The 13,637-nt window shown below is 39.7% G+C and carries 11 protein-coding genes; 4 read left to right on the top strand and 7 right to left on the bottom strand.

The window, feature by feature from the left end; genetic code table 11:
* Positions 1-150 precede the first annotated feature (150 nt).
* Positions 151-1,254 carry a YheC/YheD family protein gene (locus tag MHI18_RS21380; RefSeq protein WP_340850398.1) on the top strand — a complete coding sequence of 368 codons (1,104 nt, stop codon included), beginning with the start codon at positions 151-153 and terminating at the stop codon, positions 1,252-1,254.
* A gap of 39 nt (positions 1,255-1,293) precedes the next feature.
* Here MHI18_RS21380 and MHI18_RS21375 read toward each other — a convergent pair whose 3' ends face one another.
* Positions 1,294-2,736, bottom strand: coding sequence for a Mur ligase family protein (locus MHI18_RS21375; protein WP_340850397.1), 1,443 nt, complete (start codon positions 2,734-2,736; stop codon positions 1,294-1,296).
* A gap of 105 nt (positions 2,737-2,841) precedes the next feature.
* Here MHI18_RS21375 and MHI18_RS21370 point away from each other — a divergent pair, with 105 nt between their 5' ends.
* The gene (locus tag MHI18_RS21370; protein ID WP_340850396.1) at positions 2,842-4,209 is read left to right on the top strand and encodes a YheC/YheD family endospore coat-associated protein; all 1,368 of its coding nucleotides are present in this window, start codon (positions 2,842-2,844) and stop codon (positions 4,207-4,209) included.
* A gap of 103 nt (positions 4,210-4,312) precedes the next feature.
* Here MHI18_RS21370 and MHI18_RS21365 read toward each other — a convergent pair whose 3' ends face one another.
* The 4 genes from MHI18_RS21365 to pepF form a co-directional block, all read right to left on the bottom strand.
* Complete coding sequence (locus tag MHI18_RS21365) at positions 4,313-5,203, bottom strand: manganese catalase family protein (protein WP_340850395.1); 891 nt, start codon at positions 5,201-5,203, stop codon at positions 4,313-4,315.
* 72 nt (positions 5,204-5,275) lie between these two features.
* Entirely contained in the window at positions 5,276-5,482 is a 207-nt protein-coding gene (locus tag MHI18_RS21360; RefSeq protein WP_201647903.1) for a YuzF family protein, read from the bottom strand.
* Positions 5,483-5,548: 66 nt separating this feature from the next.
* Positions 5,549-7,795, bottom strand: a complete 2,247-nt coding sequence (locus MHI18_RS21355; RefSeq protein ID WP_340850394.1) for a DEAD/DEAH box helicase — start codon at positions 7,793-7,795, stop codon at positions 5,549-5,551.
* 77 nt (positions 7,796-7,872) lie between these two features.
* Positions 7,873-9,675, bottom strand: coding sequence for an oligoendopeptidase F (pepF, locus tag MHI18_RS21350; protein ID WP_340850393.1), 1,803 nt, complete (start codon positions 9,673-9,675; stop codon positions 7,873-7,875).
* Positions 9,676-9,849: 174 nt separating this feature from the next.
* Here pepF and MHI18_RS21345 point away from each other — a divergent pair, with 174 nt between their 5' ends.
* Together MHI18_RS21345 and MHI18_RS21340 are read left to right on the top strand one after the other, a co-directional pair.
* Complete coding sequence (locus tag MHI18_RS21345; protein WP_340850471.1) at positions 9,850-11,268, top strand: FAD-binding oxidoreductase; 1,419 nt, start codon at positions 9,850-9,852, stop codon at positions 11,266-11,268.
* On the top strand, positions 11,265-11,813 hold the full coding sequence (locus tag MHI18_RS21340) for an MFS transporter (protein WP_340850392.1): 549 nt from the start codon (positions 11,265-11,267) through the stop codon (positions 11,811-11,813). Before MHI18_RS21345 ends, MHI18_RS21340 begins: the two co-directional genes overlap by 4 nt.
* 21 nt (positions 11,814-11,834) lie before the next feature.
* On the opposite strand, the gene MHI18_RS21335 is transcribed toward MHI18_RS21340, so the two are convergent.
* Entirely contained in the window at positions 11,835-12,566 is a 732-nt protein-coding gene (locus MHI18_RS21335; protein WP_340850391.1) for a YqcI/YcgG family protein, read from the bottom strand.
* Positions 12,567-12,689: 123 nt separating this feature from the next.
* Positions 12,690-13,598 (bottom strand): R2-like ligand-binding oxidase, encoded by a 909-nt coding sequence (locus MHI18_RS21330; protein WP_340850390.1) that lies wholly within the window; start codon positions 13,596-13,598, stop codon positions 12,690-12,692.
* Between the last annotated feature and the right edge of the window lie 39 nt (positions 13,599-13,637).

The following is a 13,637-nucleotide window of genomic DNA, read 5'->3' as shown; positions in this document are numbered from 1 at the left end:
CTATGCGCCTGTATTTAACGTTTCTTGATATTAACACACCATTTGGTTGCGCTCTTTTTATTTTTTTTAGGCTTAGCCATTTGCCTTGGCAATTCTTCTTAAGATTCATATGTTATACATATACTGTCTATTTTTAAGGAGTCGATCTATGTGACTACACGATATCTTGGCATCGTTATTCCTAAAAACGATTATGATAAGATGCTTAACCCAGATAAAGATACCGCTGTAATGTTTTCAATATTTGAGCAAACAGCTAAACGGATTGGGATTACTCCCTGCTATTTTAAATTGTTTCAAATTAAACCGAATCAAGATACGATTGATGCCTATGTCTTGGGTGAAGATGGGTACTTTCTTATGAACGTCCCTTCCCCCAAGGTCATATACACACGTGTTTTAGACTATTTACCGTCTTCTAAAAAACATATCCGCTCTCTGCAGGAAAGTGGGATTAAAGTGTTTAATGTCCCCAATTATGATGTAGAAAAATACACGATTCATCAGATTTTGTATCGTGATCCCTCCCTCCGGCCTTATCTGCCTCATACTGAATTGCTAACGCCTGAAACGCTGCTCATGATGATGCAAAAGTATGATAAATTGTTTCTAAAGCCGAATTACGGAGAATGCGGCCGAGGTGCGATGAAGCTGGAGAAGAACAGGGATGGCTGGGTGCTATCTTATAAAATAAAAGGTAGTATAGTGCTGAAAAAGCGTTTTTTTAAACACACTCCTTCGAAAATTATTTTTTCTCGTATGGAAAAAACGCAGTATTTGATTCAGGAATATATTCCGCTTGCAAAATACTATAACAAACCTTTTGACATGCGAGTCGCCGCTCAGAAAGATGAACACGGGATCTTTCAGGTATCGGCTATCATGTGCAAGGTTGCAGGTAGTGATGATTATCTAACAAATGGCGCACATGGCGGCAAGACGTATCGACTTGCTGAAATCGCTGAGGTCACGAATCCATCTATTCCATATGAAGTTCTGGAAAGTAAAATTACTTCGTTTGGGATTTATATTGCTGAATACATGAACACAGTTTATCCTCACATTGCCGATTTAGGATTCGATATTGGCGTTACCAAGAAAGGTAAACCGTATTTTGTAGAATGTAATTTTATTAGTGATTATGTTGGCGGCCTAATTAAAAACGGAGAGATTTTACACAAAGATTTTCTTCCGATCTTTTCGACGCCGATCGAATATGCCGGTTATTTGTTTACTAAGTATGATTTAACATAAAAAAACTGCCATTTTTCCCTTTGGCAGTTTTTTTACTATTCAATGATTAAGCAGCTGCTTCATAACATCCTTATAGGAACTTCGCATAGAGGTCTTCATTAAAATGATACTATCTTCAGTAGCATGTCGGATTAATAGCTTCATGAGCTCTTTTTTACTGCGGGCATGATGAATGTGTGATTCGTTCATTCCTAATTCTGCAGCTTTTTCTCCAATTTGATTCGCATCTTTACCGACAGTGATCAGGACATTAGTCTGATTGGCAACAACTAGTTCACCAATTTTCTGATGTTCAATTAGTGTGTGTTCCCCCATCTCGGCGACATTACCTAATACAGCAACTGTCCGTTTTCCATTTGAGGTTTCCCTCAGTACTTCAAGTGCTGCCTCAATAGAAGTAGTATTTGTATTCCAGGTATCATCAATTACTAAACAATTGCGTATGCCTTTATGGAACTCTAAGTGACTTCTGACGTGTCGAAAATCATTTAGCCGTTCAATGGCCGTTTCGATCGGTACACCGGCTTCTGTGACCGCTGCAAAGGCTGCAAGGGCATTATACACATTATGAGTCCCATACCCTGGTACAAAACAAGTGAATTTCCGTTTTCCATAAAAGAGGATAAAGTCCATCCCGTGTCTTTCATGGTTAAAGTCTATTTCGCCAGCCCGAAAATGAGCATTGGTGCTTTTTCCAAAGAAAAGAATACGGCCTTTAAACTGTTTGAGCGGGATGCGTTGACTATATTCGTCGTCGGTGTTCAAGATGATGGTCCCGTGCTCTCCAACTGCATTAAGCATTTGGATTTTTTCTTTAAAATACGCATCTTGACTTTTAAAGTCCTCCATATGATCCGTACTTATCTTTGTAATAATCCCAATAGTGGGTCGGAAATGTCGAGCGGAATGCCAAAGTTGATTTGGTCCGGCAACGCCCATTTCCATTACGGCAGCATCGGTATCTTCATCAAACTGTACTAGATAATGAAGATTCCGCTCTAACGCATTATGACTAAGAAGCGTTTTCACGACTTTTTTATCTCCAAGCATAGAAGCAATCATTTCTTTTGTTGTTGTTTTTCCTGATGTACCTGTGACACCAATTACCGGGATGGTAAATTGGCTGCGGTAATACTTTATAAACGCCCAATAAGCTTTCATAACGGCTCCTACCTTTATAAGGGTTACCCCCTTCCCCATATACTTCAGAACGGAAGCATGTGAGGATACTAATGTACAAGTACTTAAGTCTTTTGGAAGAGTAAAGTGCTTTTTGGGATCAAAAAAAATTAAGGAGTGTTTTTTTATTTGGTGCCTCGGGTGGCTGACAACATGTTTAATTAACTGATGAGGATTTCCTGATACCACAGTTCCCTGCAAAACCGGAAGCACCTGGTCAACTTGCAACGTTTTCATGAGTACCCAACTCTCTTTTTTATCATTTGGTATTATCTTATTTCCAAGCGATAAAAAGCGTTTCATTAAAACCACCCATTTTACGTTTTGATTCATACCTGCACAGACCATTTATTGTTACTTACATATACTAGTCAGGAAACTACTGAGATTAGGTCTCCTCCAAATAGGATGACTTTATATAAAAGCGAGGGAAAACGGATGTATCGGATCTTACCCATTGAATCAGATAAAAATACGATTATCCTGCCCTACCATTCTGAACTAGCTGCTGAGTTAACGGATGGTCAAGAAATCCTCCTCGAATATGGACAAAAAACGCATTCTGTACATGTGAATCCTTCTAAAGCGCTTGAAGCAGATCATCTTCTGGTGTCAGCCGATATACTCAAACAAATGAAAATACCGCTTACGTCTGCTTATTGTTTACGTGTTGAGCGAAATAAGCTCATTATTGGACCTTATATCGGGATTTTAGCTGACTTATCAGGTGAAGTATTAGCTGAATTAGTTACGACTCTCTCAAGCTTTTTAACTTATTATCATAGAATTGGTGGTACAGTCGTAGCATTTGCTCTAGATGGTGTGAATACAAATAAACAGGAAATCCAAGGGTATATTTATGAACCTGAAACAAAAAAGTGGATTCCTGGTACGTATACCTACCCCGCTTCTGTTCTTTCTATAACCGAAGCAAGCCTTACTAATAAATGGGATAATTTCACCAAGGTCATGCTGCATTTTAAACAAGGCCTAGGATCAGCCGTTTTCAATTACCCCATATTTTCGAAATGGGATATGTATAAATTGCTTAAACCTAGGTATGAAAATCATTTGCCTGAAACGAAGGTCTACATGGATCCGCAAACGATAAAAGAAATGATTGAAAAGCATCAGACCATCTATATTAAGCCTATCCATGGACGGCTCGGCAGGTATATTTTCCAAGCAGAAAAGAGTTCTTCCGGGTATACGATTCGCTATAAAATGAAACGGAAGCCTAAGGTACGTTCATATCGGACTGAAAAATCCTTTTTATTATTTTTTCAGAAGCTGATCAACCCAGGAGACTATTTAATTCAAGCAACGATCCCGCTGATGCGCCATAATCAAAGCTTAATTGATTTTAGGGTAATGATGGCTAAGAATCATCAAGGCGAATGGCAAACCAGCGGCATTTTTGCTAGATATGGTGCAAGCGGCAGCATTGTGAGTAATATAACAGCAGGCGGGCGAGCGGAACTAGCGGATAAGACCTTGAAAAAGGTTTGGAAGTTAAATAACAAACAAATCTCAGAAGTAAAGCAGACGATTATCGAACTATGCAGAAATGTATTAGCTGTAATCGAAGCTGAAGGCTATCATTGCGGCAATATTGGGGTCGATATTGGGATTGATCAAGACCTAGCTTTATCCATTATTGAAATTAATAATCAAAATCCAGATCCGTATATTGCTAAACGAGCAAAACGTTCACCTGAATTTTATAAACACAGGTATTTAAATATGATGTATGCTAAAAAGCTGGCTGGATTTTAATTAGTAAAAAAGCTTGAGTGACTGTCACTTAAGCTTTTTCTTACTCCCTCCCTTCTTTCAAACAAAAAACGCCTTTTACAGTAGTCTGCAAAAGGCGTTTCCACTACATATTACTCTTCAGACGCTTAAGAATTCGTTCATAATCGTCTCGATCAATCCCTGGAGCAAATTCTTCAGGTACTGCTGGCAAATCTGGCGGCGGAGCACCTTTAGGCATCCCATCAATGACGATTAATGGTTCACCTGTTTCAGGATTCGGCCCTTTCCAGATTTGTTTCATATCTAAATACTCTTTTTCTCCCCATGTATATAGGACATTATAGAGTCCTTGGTCCATAAATTTCTTTGCATGATCAAACTTATTGTTACTTAGATCAGGTACGGGCAGCATCTTCCCTACTTCCACGCCTGTTGCGACTTCAAGTGCTTTGGCATACGCAATAATATGGGTGCCGCCGCGGACTAACAGATAACCAATCATTTCTCTTGCCACTGGATGGTCTGTCATTTCATAGACCCGCATTTTATGTGTTCGAGCCCCAATTTCTAATAAATAATTCGCAAGTAAATCGGATACGAGATTCCCTGAGTTATTGACGTACTCACCGTTCCATGGCCGGCCCATCGCATCACCAGGGTATGCTGTTTGAGCTGTAGCGGTAAAATGAAGCGGATAATTAGAATGCTTCCCATTTTGCAGTGGTGCAATGTCAGGATCTCCAGGAAACGTATTTCCATATGAAAGTAAATTAATCGCCGTGGCTACTAATTCAACATGGCCGAATTCTTCTGCTGTAATACTGGCAATGATGTCGTAGAAGGGCTTGAAGTTTTTTCTGTCACGAAAATTGAACGATTGGAACATATAATTGTTCAATGTAGACATTTCTCCGAATTTGCCGCCCATTAGATCCTGAACGGCTGCGGCTGCTTTCATGTCGCCGTGTTTAGGCATTGGCAATTCTATCGCAATTCGATTAACACGCTTAATCATAACTTCCCTCCCCAAATAGTAACCGGACACTCGTTCCATACATATGCAGGGAAAAGTAGGACTATGACTAATTTAACTTGGTGAAACCCATACAATTTGCTGTGTTCTAATAAAAAACGGCGATCCACCCATATTGACTACAATATGATCTGGTTTAACATCCTGTAAGACACCAGTAACAGAACCTTTGGCCGTTTGAACAATCACATTTTTTCCTATAATACCCGTCAATGTTTGATACACATAGGGATCTGTAAGGGTCCACTTCATATTATCCATAACGCTCATCTCCTTTGGGCTGCTTCGTTTCTGAGTCAGTATATGCAGCACAGAGGTAAATAGGTATTATTCTTTTTGCGGAAGTTGAGCTAAAAATTGTTGACAAACCGAAGGGGAATCCAGTCTAGCCGCTACATAAGGAGGTAAAATATTTTCTCCTTGATCAAGCGGCAGGCCTAACCAAAAGTATTGACGGTCAATCATGATAAATGGAAAAGCGATGCTCGAGTGAACAGCAAAATCCGGTGTTAAACGTGTTTGCTGATCGCTGATAACGGTAAGTTTGACCGATGGCTTTCTGCTGTTTATCGCTTGTATCCAATCTGGTGTCAGAACAGATTGATTTGGAAGTGAAATCACGATGCTTTCTCGGGCATTTTTCACATCAATAAAAACAGGTTCTAGTTTTCGGGCATGCATCCAGTTAAGTTTCGGATGATGGTGTTGAATCCACTTTCCGATTTCAACGTTCGTAATGCTTTGTCCAGCCGCTTGTTGATAGTCAACGAGCTGCCTTAGTACCTTTCCTTTGTATACAGTTTTCTTAAGGAATGACGTGTCACTAACTTGAATGAATTTTCCTTTTGTTCTAGTAATCGCTACATTGATCAGCCGCTCACTGTCTTTACCAGTCAGCAGCATACCTGCTCGTTGTTCAGGATAACTATCAACCGTGTCAAAGATCATCACATCCCGCTCACTCCCTTGGAAACGATGAACCGTTGCCGCAATAATATCGGCATGAGATCGTTCTTCCTGGTATACATCATCAAGCAGCTGAGTCATTAAAGCCGCTTGTGCGCGATAAGGGGAAACATAGCCGATGGATCGTGCGCCCCCCATATACGCTTCATGAATCAGCTGAAACGAAATAAATAACTGCCATGGATTCATTTTGGACTTGGAGGTCCGTTCTGAAAGACAATGAGAGCCAGAATGGCTTGTATCAAGTAAAATGGCTGCTTGATTTGGGAACGGGCTGGCTGTCATGATGCCGCCGCGTTTTTTAGCGGTATCCGGATGGTCACCGACTAAATTATTATAAATATATCGATTGGTAAACGCTGAAATGTCTGGATGCATCCGCCGCTGCTCCTTGAGTAAAAATAAATGTGGATGAAGCGTACCGGTTTTGACCGATTCCGCTACGCCTGTACTGTGAAAAATATCTTCTTTGAGCCAGGTAGTGACTAGCGGATGACGTCCTGAAGCAATCGGGGGCAGCTGTTTAAAATCTCCACAGACGATAAGGTTTTTAGCCAGTGACGAAGCAAAAGCAACCTGTGGGACATAGGCCATACTCGCTTCATCCAGAATGACTATGTCGAATTCCGTTTCATAAAGTGTTTGGTCACTCGCCGCTTTCGCAAGCGTGGTACCAAGGATCTTCGCCTCTTTTACTAACTCCATCTCTTTTTGACGAATCTTCTCAAGGACTCGAACCAGTTTTTTCTCTAGATCGATTAGCTTTTCTGAATCACGTTTGCTAAATGAACTAGAAAGATCTTGTTTTAAGTGCATTTTTTCGTCGACTAAACCTTCTTTATCATCTATTAAATCAGGAGCGTTCATTTTCAGAAGCTGTGAAGTAATGATGTCAGGATGTCCTGATAAAACGTCGCCGACTTGCGTACCATAGCGAAGAATTTCTCCTTCTTTAAACCGCTTTTTTTTCTTTACAAAGGCTGATAGTTCTTCCATTAACACATCGACCGCTTGATTGCTGTGCGATAAAAGCAGAATCCTTTTTCCTTTAAAGTAATGATTGGCTGCAACTCGAGCCAGTGTATAGGTTTTTCCTGTACCCGGAGGTCCCCAGACAAACGTAATCGGATTGTATTTCGAGCGGACAAACAACTCACGCAGACTGGTTGAGTCTTCTTCTGCAATCGGATGCTTAGGAGGCATAGAGGGATCCATTAATCGTTTAACTCGAATCCGTTTTTGTTTGCTTTTTTTTATTTCATCAAGGCGTGAGATTAAATGATCGAGAAGTTCCCATGGATCGTGATAAAGAAAGGCTTCACTAATTAAATCGCCTAAAGACTTCTCGAAGGAGAGGATGATGCTTTTCCCCTCGGATGAAAGGACACGTCCCTCCTGTTCTATCCCTCCCCAAACCAATCGAATTTGGGAGCCTACTGGTACACGAATAGAGACAGTCGATTCAAAATAATAACTGAACAAATCGCTGCTGGACAGCAGGTGGCCGTTACTGATTCGATAACGAGTACTGCCATACTTCTTCACATGTTGTATTTCAATTTGAAGGGCTTTTTGCCATTCTTTAATATATTCTACAGTTGAGTTCATTTTTTCTCTTCCTTTACAAAATCAAGGCTCAATCACTGTGGATTGAGCCTTTTGGTTACTACACTATACCATTATTTTTACTGCTTCTCTTCCATGAGTTCGGAAAATTCATTGACGAGTTCGTTGAAAATACCCATTGCATGTTTAATGGTTTCCGGCTTCGTTAAATCAACACCTGCTTTTTTGAGTAAGTCAAGCGGGTACTCAGAGCTTCCACTCTTTAAAAAGTTCAGGTACGACGTTAATGCTGCTTGATCTCCAGAGAGAATTTTGTCAGCAATGGTTATAGCAGAGGCATAGCCTGTTGCATACTTGTAAACGTAAAAATGCCGATAGAAATGCGGAATCCGTGACCAGCCGTATTTGACCTCTTCATCAAATATCATCTCATCCCCATTGTATTGTTTAAAGATTCCTGCGTAGATATCATTAAATACTTCCACTGTTAACGGTTCATCATTCTCCGCCTTTTCATGGACAATTTTCTCGAACTCGGCAAACATGACTTGTGTAAAGAACGTTCCTTTAAAACTGTCAATGAAATGATTAATTAAGTGTTTCTTCTTTTGGGCGTCCGTTGTCGTGTTAAGCAAATAACGAATTAATAAAATTTCATTAACGGTTGAAGCAACTTCCGCAACAAAAATAGAGTAGCCCGCACTGATTTGCGGCTGGTAGTTTGAACTGAAATAAGAATGCATGCCATGTCCGCACTCATGTGCCAACGTAAATAGACTATCCAGGTCATCGTGGTGATTTAAAAGAATAAACGGATGAACGCCATAAAGGCCAAGGTTATAAGCGCCTGAACGCTTACCTGGTGTTTCACGTACATCTAGATAGCGTTTTTCTCTAAATTCAGCAAGAGTTGCTACATATTCTTCACCGAGTGGTTTTAACGCTTCAAGCATGATTTCATACGCTTGATCATAGGAAATCTCTTCTTTAGCATCTTGAACAAGTGGAACATTCATATCATATTGATGCAATTCAGCTACGCCTAAGAGTTGCTTCCGAAGCTTAATGTACGCATGCATGGGAGCAATATTCTCTTTCGTTGCTGCAATAAGGTTATCATAGACTTCTTTTGGAACTTGGTCAGAAAATAATGATTTTTCTAGGGCAGAAGGATAATTTCTCGTTTTAGACAACGCAACATTATTTCGTACCGATGCAGATAAAGTTGATGCAATCGTATTTTTAAGCTGGACATAGGGCTTGTAGTAAGCATGATAGGCTTCCTTTCGTTTAGCCCGATCTGGATCTTCAATTAATTTTGTATACATACCACGGGTAAGTTCGATTTTTTCACCATCATCATTGGTTACTTTCCCAAATTTAATATCCGCATTATTAATCATGCCAAATGTTTTCTGTGGAGCCCCAAATGCTTCGCTGATTTGAGAGAGAATCGCTTCTTGATCTTTGTTTAGGACATGGGATTTAAACCGGTAAGAATCCAGTAAATCATCTTCAAAATATTTTAGACCTTCTACTTCCGCAATATAGCTTTTTAGTGTTGATTCCTCAAGACTTAATAAAAACGGCATGAAAAACGAGGAAGCCTGGCTGATTTTACGACCCAATTGCCCTGCCCGCTCTAACAAAGCTTGGCTCGAGGAGGAACGTGTATCCAAATCAACAGAAAGCATGGCATAGACATACACTTTTTTATAGGTATAGCCTAACTCCTCGCTTAATGATAAATAATCAAATAAAGCTTGAGCAGACGGAATATTGTCTTCATATTTACTAAGTTTCTTTGTTAACGTACTAATTTGGTTGAAATCTTCTTCCCAACGGATTTGGTCTGGATAGATATCTTCTAAACGCCATTTCTCAGCTGTATTTACTTCTTCTCTTGTTTTATATGTAGTCATTTTAGTGTACTCCTCCATTCATTAATCTACTTTTATTATAAAGCACGAAAGTTAGCCCTGCCTAATTTTCATTCTGTCCTCACTTCCTTAATAGGTAAAAAAAGGATTGATTAATCAAGAAAATGGTGTAAAATTACACTATATTAGATATAAGGAGATTCTCATTTGAAAAAAATCGTACTGATTAGCTATTTAGTAATCTTTGCTTTATCGGTCACTGCCTATCAAAGCAAGCTTTCATCACCAATCGTAGAGGATAAGGGTCGTCTGCTTCCCGTAGCATTAAAATCGATTACTTCAGGAACGACGGATCAGGAATTGCAGCAGCTCGTTAAAAAAGCAGGAAAAAATGACGATAAACTGTCTATCGCAGGGATGCAGCACAGTCAAGGTGGTCAAACGCTGTATCCTGACGCCGTAATGATTGATATGAAGCCCTATAATAAAATCCTGTCTTTTAATCCCGATCAAAAAACCATTACTGTGCAAAGTGGAGCCACTTGGGATGATATTCAAACGTATATTAATCCTTATCATCTCGCTCTTAAAGTTACACAATCACAAAATATTTTTACTGTTGGCGGCTCACTTAGTGTGAATGTTCATGGCCGGGATATTCGTCATCATGCCCTAATAGAAACCGTTCAGTCATTTCGACTCTTGACGGCAGAAGGAAATATTCTTCAGGTTAGCAGACAGGAAAATCAAGAATTATTTACGTCTGTGATTGGCGGGTATGGACTGTTTGGGATAATTCTCGACGTGACGCTTGAGTTGACGGACGATGAACTTTATCAATACGAAACGAAAAAGATACATTACCGGGAATATGATTCGTATTTTACCAAAGAAGTGCTCGCAAACAATCAAGTGAAAATGCATTTAGCCAGACTATCTGTCGCCCCCGAGAGTTTTTTGACTGACATGTATCTAACCAATTATCTGCTTGCACCTGATCAAACAGTATTAAAGGAATACGATTCCTTAAAAAGAGATTCAATCATTGCGTTACCAAAGTTCTTTCTTGGACTTGCTCGATTAAGTGATGCTGGCAAGAATATCTTTTGGAATGTCCAGCGTACGTATACGTTGAAAACAGATGGAAAGTTTATTTCGAGAAATAATAGTATGCGCTCTGATTCAACATTTATGGATTACGACCATCCTGATAAAACGGAAACCCTGCAAGAATACTTTGTTCCAGTGGATGAGTTTGCAAATTATATTGATGACCTGCGAAACATGCTTGAAAAGGAGAAAGATTTTAATCTGCTTAATATCACCGTCCGCTATGTAGAAAAAAACGAAGAAGCCGTGATGTCCTATGCGAAAGAAGATATGTTTGCACTAGTTATGCTGATTAATCAGGGAACCTCAAAAAAAGCTGTTAATGAAACAGAAGCGGTGATTCAAAAGATGATTGATCTAACACTCGCTCATCAAGGCAGTTATTATCTCCCTTATTACAGCTATCCTTCTTCCTCACAATTAAGAGAAGCTTATCCAAGAACGGAAGAATTTTTTACATTAAAGCATAAGTATGACCCGGAGGAACGTTTTATGAATCTGTTTTATAAGGAGTATCAAGAATGAATTATCGTCGTTTTGTCTTATATCAGGGAACGATTAGCATGGCCAGCAGTATGATCTTCCCTTTTTATATTTTGGTATTAAAAAATGCCGGAAACAATTATGCGCAATTTGGCTGGGCTTATGGGTTATTTGCCTTAACTTCCGCTTTAACTTATCCATTCATCGGTAGACTGGCTGACCAGGTGGGCGATAAAGTACTTCTGCTTGTTTATTCTTGGGCAATGGCACTCGTGTTATTGTTCTTTCCCCTAGTTGAAGAGGTTTGGCAAGTCTATCTTTTACAAATAATGATGGGCGTTCTCGGCGCGGTTCAGAAGAATTCCGAAAAAACGGTCCTAGCACGTCATGTTGATAAAGAAAAGGCCGGGAGAGAGATTGGACGATATCATGTCTGGACTTCGGTTGGAGCAGCCGCAGCGGTAATTGCTACAGGGTATCTTGTCGATTTTCTGACGATTGGAACGATCTTTTATCTTGCTTCACTTGTCTATTTATGGAGCGGTTTCTATATCCTAAGAAAAGAAAAAGCAGCAACTGCATCTTGAGCAGTGCTGCTTTTTCTTTTCTTAACTGTCTTTATGGTGGAAGGGACACTTCCCTTGGATTGGCTCACTGTCATCTCCAATAAAGAATTGCTTCCATTCGTTATGTTCAGGATCACCATAATGAGAAATATCAGGGTGAGTCGGTAAATGGTCCCACTTCTCTACTCGTTCTCTTACTTTTTCCCGAGACATGATTCCGCCTTTTTCCGTTCCTTCTAGACCCTCAAATATTTTTCGAGGTTGAAAGCCGAGAACAAGGCTGTTCCCAAGGTCACGTGTTTTTCTTTGTTTATAGGCCGGTGCGTTACCAAAGATAAAGATTGGCTCGCCATCAAAGTGGAAGTCCCATAAAAAGTGCTCCGGGTCTTTTGGTTTTTCTTCAGGCCATTCTTTCGGATCATGTTCGTGTAAATATTGAAGAATGTCCCAAAAGTTTTTTCGATAATGTTCAAGATCCCCTTCTACCGGTTCTGGTTCAACAAATACGAAAAGACCATGCCGTATGTAGGGTGGTTCATTAAAGAGCTTAAGAAAGTTTTCGACTGCGCTAGGGAGGTTAGAGTAATCATCACGGGTAATATAGGCGTAACGAAGCTCTCCCTTATTTTCCGCTTTCATGCCGAAGTAGCATGGAAAAGTTTTATCAGTCACTGTATCATGAAAAGTTTGGTACTCTTTTATTACCCATTCGGGAACGATTTCTGGATTAGTCATATCTTCTTTTCGTAAAAGTGTATTTTTCATTGTAAGCATGCAATCTTCTCCTTTTGGTATCAGATAATTTTAGATACCCGTACTTCCGATGTTTGAAACAGCCAAAAAAAAGGACTCATGGATGCGAGTCCTTTATCTTATGATATGAGTTGAGTAATATGATTATACTTCTACTTCTTCCTGTACACCATAATCGGAGATTTCTGATTTGTAAACTTCTTCGATCTTTTTGCCTCTTGCACGCGAGAGAATCTCCATACGCAGAGAAAGCTGACGCATCGTAAAATTCATACTGGCATCAGGATCCGCTCCAAATGGGTGTTCTTCGCTATTTTTCGTTCCTTCTTTATTTAGTTGTATGGCATAAGGAGTCAGTTCGCCCATCTTTTGAGCAACTAAGTCGTAAATATGCGGATGCTCACAGATGATCCGCTGAATTAAGAACGTTCCGTAGGCAATATGACGTGACTCATCTCGTTTGATTAGACTCATTCCTTTAGTCAGCCCAGGCATCAACCCTGACTTTTCAAGTGAGTTATGAATACCGAAATATGCTGTTTCAGCTAAAACGGCTTCGATAAACATGTTATAAACAGTAGAAGCTTCAGCGATTGCCTCTGGAGATGTGTCTGTCAGAAGTTTTTCCATAGCGGTTGGCAGCATATCGTAAAAAACTTCTTTAAATTTATCAGAATGATGAATGGTTAAATCTCCTGTTTCCCCAATCGTATTTAAGAAAATTCGAAAGAATTCAGTGTGTTTAGCTTCTTCAAACAAAAAGGTTGTGAGGTACATTTCTTCTTCAATCCGTCCCTCTTTAGCAATTGCCATAATGAGCGGCAGGAGATCAAGTGTGACTGCTTCTTCCCCAGCTTGAAACTGAGAAATAAGTTGAAGAATATTTTCCCTTTGAGGTTCCGTCATTTTTTTCCAATCTTCGATATCTCTGCTGAAATCAATATCACATGGATTCCAGATTCCAAATTTCTTGGCTTTTTGATAAAGTCTGAAGGGCATTGAATCTTCACGTAATCCTAATGCGCTTGTGGTTTGCATTTTTTCATGTACCATATTACTAATCCCCCTTTGAATTCCTACCTACCAGAAAAT

This window comes from Peribacillus sp. FSL H8-0477, from assembly GCF_038002765.1.
GTDB lineage: Bacteria > Bacillota > Bacilli > Bacillales > DSM-1321 > Peribacillus.
The sequence above is the reverse complement of the archived record's forward strand: the minus strand, read 5'-3'. Positions and strand labels throughout refer to the sequence as shown.